The organism is Nocardia sp. NBC_00881 (assembly GCF_045207455.1).
Lineage (GTDB): Bacteria > Actinomycetota > Actinomycetes > Mycobacteriales > Mycobacteriaceae > Nocardia.
Genome location: NZ_CP108798.1, coordinates 3747254 through 3761079, shown reverse-complemented (window position 1 = coordinate 3761079; position 13826 = coordinate 3747254). Strand labels below are relative to the sequence as shown.

The window sequence follows — 13826 nt, the reverse complement described above, 5'->3', positions numbered from 1 at the left end:
GTGACGAGCATGTGGGGCGCACCGTTGCGTTCGCGCTGGCGCGGATCGCGCCGCCGGGATCCGCAGCAGGCGCGTTTTCTGACGCCGGCTTCGCTGCGCTGGGTGCTCGCGAACCGGGCGTACACGCCCTGGTACCTGGTGCGGTACTACCGGCTGTTCAAGTTCCGCTTGGCGAACCCGCACATCGTGCTGCGCGGCATGGTGTTCCTCGGTCGTCGCGTCGAGATCCACGCGACGCCCGAATTGAGCCGGATGGAGATCGGCCGCTGGGTGCACATCGGCGACGGCAACGCGATCCGCTGCCACGAGGGTTCGCTGCGCATCGGCGACAAGGTGGTGTTCGGCAAGGACAACGTGGTCAACACCTACCTCGACATCGAGATCGGCGATTCGACCCTGGTCGCGGACTGGTGCTACATCTGCGACTTCGACCACAAGATGGACGACATCACGATGCCGATCAAGGATCAGGGCATCGTGAAGAGCCCGGTCCGTATCGGCCCTGACACTTGGATCGCCGCCAAGGTCACCGTGCTGCGCGAGACCCGCGTGGGTCGCGGCTGCGTGCTCGGCGCCCACGCCGTGGTCAAGGGCGAGATCCCGGACTACAGCATCGCCGTCGGGGCGCCGGCCAAGGTGGTCAGGAATCGCAAGGAGGTTTGGGAGGCAGGGGCCGAGGAGCGCGCGAAATACTTTGCGGCGCTGGAGGATATCGCGCGCAAGAAGAACGGTTCCACCCAGATGGCCTAGCCGCTTCCGCGGGTCCAGCCGATCTGTCGGGGCAAGCGAGTAGGTTGCCCGGCATGAACAGGTACGCCGCACTGCTGCGCGGCATCATGCCGAGCAATCCGAACATGAGCAACGCGAAATTGCGGGCGGTGTTCGAGGGGTTGGGGTTCGAGGGGGTCGCGTCGGTGCTCGCCAGCGGCAACATCGTGTTCCGCGGCCAGGACACCGACGTTCCCGCGCTGGAGGACCGCATCCAGCAGGCGTTGAACCAGGAACTCGGGATCGGCGGCGGCACGATCATCCGCAGCTACGAAGAACTGCGCGCGCTGCTGGACACCGACCCATTTCCCGGACTCACGCACGGGCGGGGAACATATCTGATCGCGACGTTCCTCAAAGACACCGCCAAGGCGCCGGGCGCGCTGCCCGCTCAACCCGATCCGCGCACCCGCATCATCGGCTACGACGAGGCAGCTCGCGCCTTCCTCGCGGTGATCGACAACAGTGAGCCGGGCAAGACGCCGGACTTCATGGCCTGGTTGGACAAGACCTACGGCAAGGACATCACAACCCGCACCTGGCTCACCGTCGAGCGCATCGTGAAGAAGCTCGCGGCATGAGTTCCCTGAGTCAACCCCTACGCGGCGATCGGTCGTTGACCTGGTTGATGCTTGCCGGGGTCGTAGGCGGTTTTGGTGCGCCAGCAGGCCCAGATGATGCGCAGCCAGGCTCGTCCGAGGGTTCGGATGGCGTGGGGGTGTCGTTGGCCGCGTTGGCGGGCGGCGGTGTAGCGCTGGTCGGCCCAGTCGCTGGCTCTGCGGCTGTTGTCGATCCAGGTGACCAGGGCTTGGCGGGCGTGGTGGTTGGTGGCGTGGCGGAACGCGACGGTGTGGGTCTTGCCGGAGGCCCTGGTGACCGGTGCGAGACCGGTTTCGGCGGCGAGCTGGTCGAAACTGTTGGCGCGCTCCAGGATTGGGCCGATCTCACCGATGATTTGGGCCAGGTTGAGCACGCCGATGCGCGGCAGGTCAGCCAGCAGCCGGGCATACGGGTGGGCCGTGGCGGCTTCGGCGATCACGGTGTCGAGCTGGTCGAGGCTGGTCTGCAGCGACCGAACGGCCGCGACCTGTGCGCGGATGAGTTGCGCGATGATCGGTTGGCCGAGGCGGCTGGCCGAGGTCGGTGCGTCCCGCAGCCGGGCCAGCAACTCAGCGCCGCAGCGTCGACCGCTGTAGCTGCGCCGACGGCAGAACGCCTCGAGACGGGCAGCGGTGAGCGAGGCGGCCGACTCGGGGTTGGGATAGCGATCCAGGAATGCCAATGCGATCGGCGAGTGCAGGTTGGCGAAGATTGTTCTGCCGCCGGGCCAATGCGCGTCCAGCAGGGCGGAGAGCTGGTTGACCGCGGCGATCCGCAAGCCCAGGTGATCGCCGCGCTGGCGGGTCAGCGCCTGCAGTTCCAAGGTCTGCGCCAGCGTGGGGGCCAGGGTCGGCAGCCGGTGGATATCGGTGCGGATGTAGTCGGCCAGTTTGAACGAATCGCCTGGGTCGTTCTTGGCGCGGGCAGCACCCCAGCGGGGACGGGCAGCGTGAAAAGCGTTGGGATGGACCGGGATTACCGGGTGCCCGGCGGCCAGCAACCGGTCCACGACCAGCCCGCGGGTGGTTTCGATCGCTACCGGCAGCGTGCCGGGATCACCGTGAGTGGCCAGGCGAGCCAATGCCCGCGCGATGCCGTCTTCGGTGTGTGGCGGCGCGAACCTCTCGACTTTGCCGCCGGCATCGTCGATCACGGTCACGTCGTGGGCAACAGTGCCCCAGTCCCAGCCAGCGAACACCAACAATCTCCTTCGAGGTCGATGCGCTGCCTCTCCGGAAGCGAGGGCCGTCGCCGGAAGCTCATTGATCGGCCCTCTGCGTGCGCGGGGCATGTCCCTGATGCCGGTCTGCGGCCCTCGGCCCGGTGGGGCTGGCAATACTCATGCTGGCCATCTAGTGGCACGCGATGCGGGCCATGCACCCACCGGAACCGAGAGACAACAACCCTATCTGTTCGGGCTGCAGAAGGGATGGTGCCCCAATGAGCGGTCAAGCCCGGAGGTGGCAGCGAAGCGTAACCACGGAGGGCTCCGCTCATGCGAGAGGGGATACGGCCTGAACCGGGCACCGATCGCGGTCGTGCGCTACTTCGGATCGCGTTCCGGCAGCGGGCGGTCGACGATAGCCGGGCGGCCCAGCGGATTGCGCACCCGGCGTTTGGCCGACTGGTACACCTGGGCGGTTTCCATGGCCACCATGTCCCACGCGAAATCGGCGGTGAGCCGTTCGCGGGCAGCGTGGGCCCGCTGCTGCGCTTCGGCGGGGTCGTCGAGGGTGGCGCGGACCGCCTCGACCAGGCCGTCGACGTCGGCGGGCGCGAAGGACGCGCCGGTCACCCCGTCGATCACGGCCTCACCGAGGCCACCCGCCGTCGAAGTGATCAGCGGAGTGCCCGCCGCCGCCGCCTCCAGGGCGACGATGCCGAAGGGCTCGTACCGGCTGGGCAGCACGATCGCGTCGGCGCCATGCAGCCAGCCGAGCAACTCCTTGTGGTGCAGCTGCCCGGCGAAGATCACCGCGCGGGCGACCCGATGCACGCGGGCACGCTGGCGCAGCCACTCGAACTGGGTGCCGACACCGGCGATGGTCAGGGTCGTACCGGGGTGGGCGCGGCGGATGCGGGGCAGCGCCGCGATCGCGTCCTGCACGCCTTTCTCATACTCCAGCCTGCCCACGTACAGCAGCCGGGGCGGACCGGTGCGCGGCGAACGTGGACGGAAGGTCCAGGCCCCCACGTCGATTCCATTGCGGATCACCGTCATCGGGATCCGTTCCGGCCCGTACAGCCGTTCCACCTCGTCCTGCATGGACGACGAGCAGGTGATCAGCGCGTCGGACTCGTTGGCGAGCCACCATTCGACCGAATGCACCTGCTTGTTGACCTTGCCCGCGACCCAGCCGCTGTGCCGTCCGGCTTCGGTGGCGTGAATGGTCGACACCAGCGGCACATCGTAGTACTCGGCCAGTGCGATACCAGGGTGGGCGACCAGCCAGTCGTGCGCGTGCACCACGTCGGGGATCCATCCGTCACCGATGCCCGGCTTCCCGAGGGCGATGCCCGCACGCACCATGGCATGGCCCATGGCCAGCGTCCAGGCGAGCATGTCCTCGCCGAAGTCGAACACCGGCGGGTCCTCCGCCACCGCGACGACCAGCACCCCGTCGGCGATGAAGGAGTGCGTGGGGTGGGTCGAGGAGTCCGTGCCCGAAGGACGTCGGGACAGGACCACCACCTCGTGGCCCGCCGCGGCCAGTTCGGTGGCGAGGTGGTGCACGTGCATGCCGAGCCCACCGACCACGACCGGTGGGTACTCCCACGACACCATCAAAATCTTCATGCATGTCCTTCTGCGGCGGAGCCTCGGTGCACGGAGGCGGGGCCCGATCCTGGCGGGCCGGCGGGCGCTGCTTCGGTGGTGCCGGGTACAGAGCCCGCGGAGCCGAGTCGCCGCGCGTCCATACCGGGGAAGAGTCCGTCAGCCGCCCCCCATCCTGCCGCCAACTGCCGTGCCTTGGCGACTTGGCCCGCTCCGACGGCAGCGGCGATCTCCCGTACAGCGTGTGCGTGCTGGTGCGCGCGGTCGCGTGCGTAGCCGGCGGCGGAGTCCTTGCTGACCATGAATGCCCAATCGCTGGACACGGTCAGGATCGCCTCGCGTAGCAACTGGTCGGCCACGTGATCGCGCAGGCCGGGCGGGCCGCCCTGGGCCGCGCGCATCTTGTCGATCGTGTCCAGCGTCAGCCGCACGATGTCGTCGTCGAGCTCGACCAGGTCGCGCACCTGGTCGCCGGCCCACACCCGCCAGTCCTTGCCCGAGCCCCAGGACGAGTCGGCCAGCGGCACAGGTTCGCCCAGGTAACCCCGGTCACGCGCGTCGGCCAGCGTGCCGACGCTGACGCCCGCTTCCGGCAGCGCGCGCAGCACTTGGGCCAGCCATTGCGGGCCCTCGTGCCACCAGTGTCCGAACAGTTCGGTGTCGAACGCGGCGACGACCAGCGCGGGGCGCTCGATCCGGGCGGACTCGGCGATCAACCGCTCGCGCACGGTCCACACGAAGTCGTCCACGTGGCGGGCGACTGTCGCGGCGGCCAGCTCCGGGTCGTAGGGGGCCTTGTCCGGTCCGGCGACCGTCTTGCCGGTAACCCGGGCGGGCTTGAGACCTGTCGCGTGGTCGTAGTGATGAAAGTCACGGTAGGCGCTGTGGCCGGGATAACCGGACTTCGGTGACCAGACGCGGTAGCTCACCTGCAGGTCGCGTCCGAACGCGACCACGTCGGACTCGCGCACCGGGCGCCCGAGGGTGGTGTCGCCGCGCAGTGCGGGCCCGTCGACCATGAAATGCGTCACGCCGGCATCGGCGTATCCGACCTCCATGCCCGGTGTGTACCCGCATTCGGGCGCCCAGATCCCAGTGGGCGTGTGGCCCCAGCGGTGCCGCGCGTCTGCCAGTCCTTCGGTGAGCTGGAACTGCCGCAGCCGCGGATCGAGCAGCGGCTGGAACGGGTGGGCGAGTGGCCCGCCGAGTAGCTCGATGGTTTCGGCGTCGACCAATTCACGCCAGACCGGCGCCGCGCCGTGCCGCCAACGCTGCTCGAATCCGGCGAGTGCCGCGGCGGCCAAGCGGTGTTCGTGCCTGCCGAGCGCGACGTTGCCCGCCATGGCGGCCTCGTCGGCGCGCAGCTGCCAGTTGCCCAGCCAGTGGTACATGCCGGCCAGGCAGTGCGGGTCGTCCAGTTGGGCCGCGAGCACCGGCGTGATTCCGAGACTGACCAGATGCGAACGTCCCTCGGCCGCAAGGGTTCTCAGTACTTCGACGACCGGAAGGTAGGACGCCGCCCAGGACTGGTAGAGCCATTCCTCGCCGACCGGCCAGCGGCCGTGATGAGCCAGCCAGGGCAGGTGGGAGTGCAGGACCAACGTGAACTGGCCCGGCACCGGAGTTGCGGAGTGCTCGCCGGGCACGGCACTGCGGTCGGTCAAGGCTTCACCGCGATGGCGACCAGGTCGAGGCTCGCGTCGATGTCCTCGGCGACGAGCACGAAGTCCTCGACCGTGACGCTCGCGACGTCCGCGGTCAGTTCCGCGGGCCAGGGCTCACCGGCCAGCGCCCGTTCGATCTGTGCGTCGATGAACGAACCGCCGTGCTTGGCGTCCAACGTCTGCAGGCTCGGCCCGTGGTGCACGCCGACCATCTGCGCGACCTCGAATCCGGTGTCGAGCAGCAGCTCGGTCAGCTCGGCGGCGTTCAGCTCCCTGGTGTGGAAGGGATTGAGCGGGGTATCGCGGCCGGGGGAGAAGGTGATCCGATTGGGGGTGCTGATCAGTAGCTCGCCGCCGGGGCGAAGCACGCGCAGGCACTCCCGCAGGAACTGCGACTGGTCCCAGAGATGTTCGATCACTTGGAAGTTCACTACGACATCGACCGAGGTGTCCTCCAGCGGCAGCGCGGCGAGGTTGCCCTGCAGCATTTCGACGCGGGGGTAGCGCGCGCGCACGTGCTCCACGGCGCTGGTGTCGTAGTCCAGGCCGATCACTGTGGTGGCCACGTCGGCGATCATGTCGGCGCCGTAGCCCTCGCCGGAACCGGCTTCCAGTACAGTCTTTCCCGCGCAATGATCCAGCAGGCGGACGTAGGCGATCTCGTGCCTGCGGAACCAGTAGTTCTCCTCGGCGATGCCGGGGACGGTGCGCTCGCCGGTCAGCGGCAGCGGTTCGGCGGCGCCGATGGTCGTCTCGGGTTCCGCGGTAATGCCCGTCGGGTCGTCCACTGCGGCAGGGATCACAGCCTCGCTCATCACTCCGACGTTACTGGCTCTTCGGGGGAAACCCGCACCCGGTCGGCCTCGATATGCGGCTGCCTCGCCTGCGCTCGGCCCGGCGCGGGGCAACGGGCGGACTTCGTCCGGCGTCGTCGTCTGTGCGGCTGCCTCGCCTGCGCCGGTATGGGGTTGTGAGAGAGAAACCACTAAGTTACCCGTGAGTAACTTAACGTAGGGTAATGTCACGGCCTGAGCCACTCAGACGGACGTACGGCCATGCTCGTGCGACCACCACATACGTGTACCTAGAACAGGAGGTCGACGAAGACCGATGCCGAACATCGTCGTACTCATCAAGCAGGTTCCCGACACCTGGTCCGAGCGCAAGCTGACCGACGGTGACTTCACCCTCGACCGCGAAGCCGCCGACGCCGTGCTCGACGAGATCAACGAGCGCGCCGTCGAAGAGGCGCTGCTGATCAAGGAGGCGCAGGGCGGCGAGGTCACCGTGCTGGCCGCCGGCCCCAACCGCGCCACCGAGGCCATCCGCAAGGCGCTGTCCATGGGTGCCGACAAGGCTATCCACATCAACGACCCAGCCATCCATGGCTCCGACGCCGTGCAGACCGCCTGGGTGCTGGCCAGCGCGCTCGGCCAGGTCGAGGGTGTCGAGCTGGTCATCGCGGGCAACGAGGCGACCGACGGCCGCGCGGGCGCCGTGCCCGCGATCATCGCCGAGTACCTCGGGCTCCCGCAGCTGACGCACCTGCGCAAGCTGACTGTCAACGGCGACAAGGTCACCGGCGAGCGCGAAACCGACGACGGCGTGTTCAAGCTGGAGGCCACCCTCCCCGCGATCGTGAGCGTCACCGAGAAGATCAACGAGCCGCGCTTCCCGTCCTTCAAGGGCATCATGGCCGCGAAGAAGAAGGAAGTGCAGACCTTCACGCTGGCCGATCTCGGCGTCGACCCGTCGACCGTGGGTGTCGCGAACGCCGGCACCGCCGTCACCGCCGCCACCCCGAAGCCCCCGCGCACCGCGGGCGAGAAGGTGGCGGACGAGGGTGACGGCGGCACCAAGGTCGCCCAGTACCTGATCGGCCAGAAGATCATCTGATCTCGGCAGTGCTAGTGCGGGACACCGCACCCGGTCGGGCGGGGCGAGCCGCTTCGCGATTGTCGCTCGTTTTCGTCCTCCAGATCTGAGACTTCTTAGGAGAGAACACAAATGGCAGAAGTACTTGTGCTCGTCGAGCACGCCGACGGTGCGATCAAGAAGGTCAGCACCGAACTGCTCACCGCCGCCCGGGCTCTCGGCGAGCCGGCAGCCGTCGTGCTCGGCGCGGCGGGCACCGGCGAGAAGCTGGCCGACGCGCTGGCCGCCGCGGGCGCCGAGAAAATCTACATCGCCGAGTCCGACGATGTGGAGAACTTCCTGGTGACCCCGAAGGTCGACGTGCTGGCCGGGCTGACCGAGTCGGCCTCCCCGGCCGCGGTCATCGTCGCCGCCACCGCCGAGGGCAAGGAGGTGTCGGGTCGCCTGGCCGCCCGCATCGGCTCCGGCCTGCTGATCGACGTCATCGACGTGAAGTCGGACGGCAGCGCGGTCCACTCCATCTTCGGTGGCGCGTTCACCGTCGAAGCCAAGGCCACCGGCGACGTGCCGGTGATTTCTGTCCGCCCAGGCGCCGTCGAGGCGTCGGCGCAGGCGGGCGCGGGCGAGAAAGTGACTGTCGAGGTGCCCGCACAGGAAGAGGGCGTCGTCAAGGTGACCTCGCGTGAGCCGGTCGCCGCCGGTGACCGTCCGGAACTCACCGAGGCCGCCGTCGTGGTTTCCGGTGGCCGTGGCGTCGGTTCCGCCGACAACTTCGCCGTCGTCGAGGCGCTGGCCGACTCGCTCGGCGCCGCCGTCGGTGCCTCGCGTGCCGCCGTCGACTCGGGCTACTACCCTGGCCAGTTCCAGGTCGGCCAGACCGGTAAGACCGTCTCGCCGCAGCTCTACATCGCCCTCGGCATCTCCGGCGCGATCCAGCACCGCGCGGGCATGCAGACCTCGAAGACCATCGTCGCGGTCAACAAGGACGAAGAGGCCCCGATCTTCGAGATCGCGGACTACGGCATCGTGGGCGACTTGTTCAAGGTCGCCCCGCAGCTGACCGAAGCGGTCAAGGCGCACAAGGGCTGACGCCCCTCGCACCGAGCAATGACGGTGGCCCTGACCGGACACGGTCGGGGCCACCGTCATCAGCAGGCTGATCGGCTGGAAGAACTCGGACGGGAAACCCTCCCGCTGCTGTTCTTCGCGGCTACCAGCGTGCCGCAACGACAGATCATCCTCAGGTGCGGTGCATCGAGTTGAGCAGCGTGGTCAGGATCGGTGAGCGGCGGGCGTCGGCGCGCAGCACCGCCGACACCGGGATGCGCAGCTTGGGCTCGGCCAGCCGTAGCACCACCAGTCCCTCGGTCGTGCTCTCCGCGTAAAGGACTGTCCACGCGTCGGGCCGATTGATCAGCTCCAGTGTCGCGGTGTGGTCCGGCGGAATCGGTGGTCCGAAGGTGGGGCCGGTGGGCAGCTCGGCGAACGCATTACGAATCACGGTGTGCAGCAGCACTTGTTCCTGCTCTGGCGGCAACAGCAGCGGATACGAGCTCAGATCCGCCAGCGTCACCACGTCTTCGGTGGCCAGCGGGTGGGCGCTGGAGGTGGCGATCACCAGATCCTCGACCCAGAGTTGTTCCACCACGAGGCCCGGCTGGTCGACGCGGCCGCGGATCAGCGCGAGATCGCAGTCCCCGTCGGCGACCGCGGTGATGCGCTGGCGGAACGGTTTGATCACGAACTCGATCTCCGCTTCCGGATGCGCCGCGCGGGCGCCCGCGATCGCCGACAGCGAGCGGGTGGCGAAGGACATGTTCGCGGCGAGCCGGATTCGCGGACCCACCGTGCGCACCGCGGCGCGGATCGCCGACTCCAGGCTCAGCATCTGTTTCGCGAGGGGAAGTAGCCGTGCGGTGGCGTCGGTGGGCACGACCGACCGGGTGGAGCGCTCGAACAGCTGTACGCCGAGGTCGCGTTCGAGCCGGGAGATCTGATGGCTGATCGCCGACTGTGAGATAAAGCACCGTGCGGCGGCGCCACTGAAGCTGAGCTCCTCGCACACCGCCACGAAGTAGGTGAGCTGCCGAAGTTCCACAGCACCTCCTATTGATTAGGAATCGAGATAAGAGTCATCTGAAGTATGCGCCCTAACACCTGAAATATCTTCCCCTCGGATGACGGTTCGTAATGAGAGAAGGAGGCTGTCATGGAGTACGTGGACGCGGGGATCGAAACCGCGGGTGTTGTCATTGTCGGATCGGGGTTCGGTGGGCTTGCCGCCGCTAAACAGCTTGCCAAGTCGGGGGTGGGCTATGTGCTGATCTCCAGCACGCCCGAGCATCTGTTCCAACCGCTGTTGTACCAGGTAGCGACTGGTGTGCTGGCATCGGAGGAGATCGCACCGCCGATCGCGGGCATCCTGCGTCGCCACCGCGAGGCCGATGTGCGCCTCGGCAGGGTGGTCGCCATCGACCCCGACAAGGCCATCGTCACTTACGAGAACGAGGGCGGTCGGCACCGGATCCGGTACGGCTCGCTGATCGCGGCCACAGGAGCCAGCCAGTCCTACTTCGGCCGCGACGATTTCGCCGAGAAGACCTTCTCGCTCAAGACGATCGATGACGCGCGACGGCTGCGCACGCAGATCGAACGAGTCTTCGCCGAGGCCGCGAACGCCGACGAGCAGACAAGCCGCAGGTTGCTGAGCTTCGTCGTGGTCGGCGCGGGCGCAACCGGCGTCGAGGTGGCGGGCCAGCTGAAAGAACTGGCGAAACGGCATTATCACCAACAGGTTTCGGTCACTCTCGTGGAAGGTGCGGGGGAGGTGCTGCCACCGTTCGGCGGAGGGCTGTCGGACTACGCGAAAAAGTCGTTGACCCGCAGCGGTGTCGACGTGCTGCTCGGCACCTTCGTCACCGACATCGAGCAGGGCAAAGTCACCGTCAAGGGCCTCGACGGCGTCGAGCAGGGCATCGCGGCCGAGACCGTGGTCTGGTCGGCGGGTGTGCAGGCGGGCGGATTCGCGAAGATCTTGGCCGAGGCCACCGGCGTCGAGACCGACCGGGCCGGACGGCTGCTGATCAACCAGGACCTCACCGTCGGCGGTTACGCCGACATCTACGCCATCGGCGACATGACCTCGCTCAACGGTTACCCCGGCCAGTCGCCAGTGGCCATGCAAGAGGGCAGGCACGCCGCCGACATCATCCGTCGCAAGAAGCAGCCCGGCACCGCGTTCAAGTACTGGGACAAGGGCAGCATGGCGGTGATCAGCCGGTTCAGCGCGGTGGTGAAACTCAACGAGCGCATCACCTTCCGCGGCGTGATCGCCTGGTTCATGTGGCTCGCGGTGCACCTGCTCTACCTGGTCGGCTTCCGCAACCGCTTCGCCGCGGTCGCCTCGTGGTTGGTCGCGTTCATCGGCACCGGGCGCCCCGGCTTCGCCGAGGAGGAGAAGACCCCGACGAAGGTACGAGCTCCGGAGCAGCGTGCGGCGTGATTGGCTGTGTTTTCGGCCGCGCGGGCGCGGCGTGTTCGCGGCCCCCTCATGGCTCGCGTCCGAGCGGCCGTCGCTGGCGAATTCGTCGCGGACGCGGCGGCCGCTCGGACGCGAGCCGGGCCGCGAACGGGCAATGCTCGGGCTCGCTTCGCTCGGAAGCGGAGGTGGGGCGGGTGTCGTTGCGGTGGGAGGCAAAGGCGTTATTGGTTGTTCGCTCTTCGCGCTGGATGTTCGCGGTCCCTCTGTAGCTCGTGTCGTGTGACGGCCGCTGGTGAGTTCGTCGCGGAGGTGGCGGTCTCGGGCGTGAGTCGGGCCGGGAAGGGGGTATGTTCATCCCGGACTATGGAGAGCACGGTGGGGCACGCCGGATTTCGACCGTGAGCCACCGAAATGCTCGACAGGACGGGGGTACCTACCTGCCGCCCGCTGTCGGGAGGCAAGCGCGAATTCTTGGTGGCACAGACGCTTTCGGATGGACGAACGCGGTGGAACCGCTCGGTGAACGCGTGGTGTGACCGCCGTCTCGTTCACCGAACCGGCATCGCCGCGACACTTCGAGGTTGCTCCCGCGCAGTGTCGAGCTGGCTTCATCATCGATATGACTATTTCGTCCGTGTTGACAGCCCCGGCTCGACCGACGGACTCAGGCGAGGAACGGTCGCGCTATTCGTTGGTGGTCTCCGCCGACGCCGAGCATCGCGTGGCCGCGCAGTGCCTGCGTTACGGCGTGTTCGCCAACGAGCCGGGCTTCCGGATCCCGGACACCGGCAACGGACTCGACGCCGACCGATTCGACGAGCACTGCGATCACCTGCTCGTCCGTGACGACGCCAGTGGCGAGTTCGTCGGCTGTTACCGGATGCTGCCGCCGGACAAAGTGGCGGCCGCGGGCGGGTACTACACGGCGACGGAATTCGATCTCGCCCAGCTGGATCCGGTGGGCATGCGGATCGTGGAGATGGGCCGCGCGTGTGTGGTGCCCGATCACCGCAACGGTTCGGTGCTGACGCTCATGTGGGCGGGCATCCTGCACTACATCCAGCTCACCAGCTACGACTGGGTGATGGGCTGCGTGTCGGTGCCGATGCAGGACACCCCGACCGAACCGCCCGGCGTGAACGTGCGCGGCGTGCGCGACATGCTGCTCGGCAGACACGCCTCCGACCCGGAGCGACGGGTGCGCCCTATTCGCCCTGTGACCGTCGACGGCAAGACTCTGGACGAACTGGAACCGCCGTCGCGCCCGAAGCTGCCTCCACTGGTGCGTGGCTATCTACGCCTCGGCGCCGAGATCTGCGGCGAACCCGCGCATGATCCCGATTTCGCGGTCGCCGACTTCGTCGCACTGCTCGGCCTGGACACCATCAATACCCGCTACCTCAACCGGTTACGCGACGCCGCCGCCACCTTCGACGGGGGACGGTGAGGACCGTGGTCTTCGACGCTCCGCCCGCGCAGGCCGCCGCACACGCGTGGATGCCGTCGAGCCCCTGCGGGCCCGGCTGCATCGAGCCGATCGACCAGGTCGGCATCCGTAGGGTGGCCGCGAGGCTGGTCGGAGTCGCCGGAGTGCTGGTCAGCTTCCCGGCCGCGCACGTCGTGACTCCGCGCGGCAAGCGCGAACTGCTGCAGCGCCGATACGCGCGCATGCTGCTGGGCTGCCTCGGTATGCGATTGCGGATCGTCGACAACCGGGCCGTGGACGAGCATGGCGTCGACGACGAGGGTGGCGCCACACTTGCGCGGGGACGCTTCGGGGTGCCCGGCCGCGGGGTCCTGATCGTCACAGGACACATCAGCTGGACCGACATTGTCGTACTGGCGTCGGTGCAGCCGCTCGGGTTCGTTGCGCGCGCGGACATGGTGGACTGGCCGTTGCTCGGTGGGCTCGCGAAGCTGATGCGAGTGGTCCCGATCGAGCGTGAACGCCTGCGGGCGCTCCCCGACGTGGTAGCCGCGATCGGCGCGCGGCTGGCCGCCGGTGAACGGATCGGCGTGTTCCCCGAAGGCACCACGTGGTGCGGCCGCGCCTACGGAACCATGCGGCCCGCGTTGTTCCAGGCGGCGGTGGATACCGGAACACCGGTGCAACCGGTGCGGTTGCGATATCTGGACCGGCATGGCGCGCCGTGCACGGTGCCCGGGTTCGTCGGCGTCGACACCTTCGTCTCGTCCGCGCGCCGGGTGTTGCGTTCGCGCGGGATGATCGCCGAAGTGGTGCTCGAACCCACGCAGTATCCGGGCACGGATCGGCGCCACCTCGCCCGCCGCTGCGAGGCCGCCGTGCGCGGCACCGAGCGGTCGCGGCACGACGCGCTGGACGCCGCAGTGTGGATCGAGGCGGCGAACACCCGAGTTCAGGATCCGTCGCTCGCGGCGGATGCACCGAAGGTGCGGAGGCCGCGTCTTCGCCCTACGCTGCGCGGTCGTCGGAACTCCGGCGACACAAACGCAACCGGCTGGCCGACAAATCGGCCAGCCGGTTCAGCGCGCTATAAGGCCGAGCCCAAAGCCTGAGCGAGCGGCAGAATCCGATCGAAGTCGTGGGCAGTGGGCCAGCTGCGGAAGCTTAGACGATCGCGTCCTCGTCAACCGCTGTTCTTCGGAGCTGTCGAAGTCGAGATCGGATGCCGGTGCGCAC

At 68.1% G+C, this 13826-nt stretch carries 12 protein-coding genes; 7 read left to right on the top strand and 5 right to left on the bottom strand.

The window, feature by feature from the left end:
* Window positions 1-9 precede the first annotated feature (9 nt).
* Together OH799_RS15730 and OH799_RS15725 are read left to right on the top strand one after the other, a co-directional pair.
* Entirely contained in the window at window positions 10-750 is a 741-nt protein-coding gene (locus OH799_RS15730) for an acyltransferase (protein ID WP_406282154.1), read from the top strand.
* Window positions 751-803: 53 nt separating this feature from the next.
* Window positions 804-1349 (top strand): DUF1697 domain-containing protein, encoded by a 546-nt coding sequence (locus OH799_RS15725; RefSeq protein WP_406280908.1) that lies wholly within the window; start codon window positions 804-806, stop codon window positions 1347-1349.
* Window positions 1350-1366: 17 nt separating this feature from the next.
* Here OH799_RS15725 and OH799_RS15720 read toward each other — a convergent pair whose 3' ends face one another.
* From OH799_RS15720 to OH799_RS15705, 4 genes are all read right to left on the bottom strand, one after another.
* On the bottom strand, window positions 1367-2566 hold the full coding sequence (locus OH799_RS15720) for an IS110 family transposase (protein WP_406272567.1): 1200 nt from the start codon (window positions 2564-2566) through the stop codon (window positions 1367-1369).
* A gap of 345 nt (window positions 2567-2911) precedes the next feature.
* A complete protein-coding gene (locus tag OH799_RS15715) occupies window positions 2912-4165 on the bottom strand; it encodes a glycosyltransferase family 4 protein (RefSeq protein ID WP_406280906.1) in 1254 nt (417 codons plus the stop codon).
* Window positions 4162-5808: a 1,4-alpha-glucan branching protein domain-containing protein gene (locus OH799_RS15710; protein WP_406280904.1), complete on the bottom strand. Its 1647-nt coding sequence runs from the start codon at window positions 5806-5808 to the stop codon at window positions 4162-4164. The genes OH799_RS15715 and OH799_RS15710 overlap by 4 nt, the downstream gene beginning before the upstream one ends.
* Window positions 5805-6623, bottom strand: coding sequence for a class I SAM-dependent methyltransferase (locus OH799_RS15705; RefSeq protein WP_406280902.1), 819 nt, complete (start codon window positions 6621-6623; stop codon window positions 5805-5807). The genes OH799_RS15710 and OH799_RS15705 overlap by 4 nt, the downstream gene beginning before the upstream one ends.
* Before the next feature lie 295 nt (window positions 6624-6918).
* Here OH799_RS15705 and OH799_RS15700 point away from each other — a divergent pair, with 295 nt between their 5' ends.
* A complete protein-coding gene (locus tag OH799_RS15700; protein WP_357263903.1) occupies window positions 6919-7704 on the top strand; it encodes an electron transfer flavoprotein subunit beta/FixA family protein in 786 nt (261 codons plus the stop codon).
* Between the two features lie 111 nt (window positions 7705-7815).
* Entirely contained in the window at window positions 7816-8772 is a 957-nt protein-coding gene (locus OH799_RS15695; RefSeq protein ID WP_406280899.1) for an electron transfer flavoprotein subunit alpha/FixB family protein, read from the top strand.
* A 151-nt stretch (window positions 8773-8923) separates the two neighbouring features.
* On the opposite strand, the gene OH799_RS15690 is transcribed toward OH799_RS15695, so the two are convergent.
* A complete protein-coding gene (locus OH799_RS15690) occupies window positions 8924-9781 on the bottom strand; it encodes a LysR family transcriptional regulator (protein WP_406280897.1) in 858 nt (285 codons plus the stop codon).
* A 111-nt stretch (window positions 9782-9892) separates the two neighbouring features.
* Here OH799_RS15690 and OH799_RS15685 point away from each other — a divergent pair, with 111 nt between their 5' ends.
* The 3 genes from OH799_RS15685 to OH799_RS15675 all read left to right on the top strand — a co-directional run bounded on the left by OH799_RS15685 (window position 9893) and on the right by OH799_RS15675 (window position 13702).
* Window positions 9893-11185, top strand: a complete 1293-nt coding sequence (locus OH799_RS15685; protein WP_406280895.1) for an NAD(P)/FAD-dependent oxidoreductase — start codon at window positions 9893-9895, stop codon at window positions 11183-11185.
* A gap of 598 nt (window positions 11186-11783) precedes the next feature.
* Window positions 11784-12611: a GNAT family N-acetyltransferase gene (locus OH799_RS15680; RefSeq protein ID WP_406280893.1), complete on the top strand. Its 828-nt coding sequence runs from the start codon at window positions 11784-11786 to the stop codon at window positions 12609-12611.
* Window positions 12612-12616: 5 nt separating this feature from the next.
* Window positions 12617-13702, top strand: coding sequence for a lysophospholipid acyltransferase family protein (locus OH799_RS15675; protein ID WP_406280891.1), 1086 nt, complete (start codon window positions 12617-12619; stop codon window positions 13700-13702).
* Window positions 13703-13826: the final 124 nt, after the last annotated feature.

Bases quoted from the DNA above. Each gene is read 5' to 3' on its own strand.
- OH799_RS15730 (WP_406282154.1), top strand. From the start codon at position 10: ATGTGGGGCGCACCGTTGCGTTCGCGCTGGCGCGGATCGCGCCGCCGG.
- OH799_RS15725 (WP_406280908.1), top strand. From the start codon at position 804: ATGAACAGGTACGCCGCACTGCTGCGCGGCATCATGCCGAGCAATCCG.
- OH799_RS15715 (WP_406280906.1), bottom strand. From the start codon at position 4,165: ATGAAGATTTTGATGGTGTCGTGGGAGTACCCACCGGTCGTGGTCGGT.
- OH799_RS15705 (WP_406280902.1), bottom strand. From the start codon at position 6,623: ATGAGCGAGGCTGTGATCCCTGCCGCAGTGGACGACCCGACGGGCATT.
- OH799_RS15700 (WP_357263903.1), top strand. From the start codon at position 6,919: ATGCCGAACATCGTCGTACTCATCAAGCAGGTTCCCGACACCTGGTCC.
- OH799_RS15695 (WP_406280899.1), top strand. From the start codon at position 7,816: ATGGCAGAAGTACTTGTGCTCGTCGAGCACGCCGACGGTGCGATCAAG.
- OH799_RS15685 (WP_406280895.1), top strand. From the start codon at position 9,893: ATGGAGTACGTGGACGCGGGGATCGAAACCGCGGGTGTTGTCATTGTC.
- OH799_RS15680 (WP_406280893.1), top strand. From the start codon at position 11,784: ATGACTATTTCGTCCGTGTTGACAGCCCCGGCTCGACCGACGGACTCA.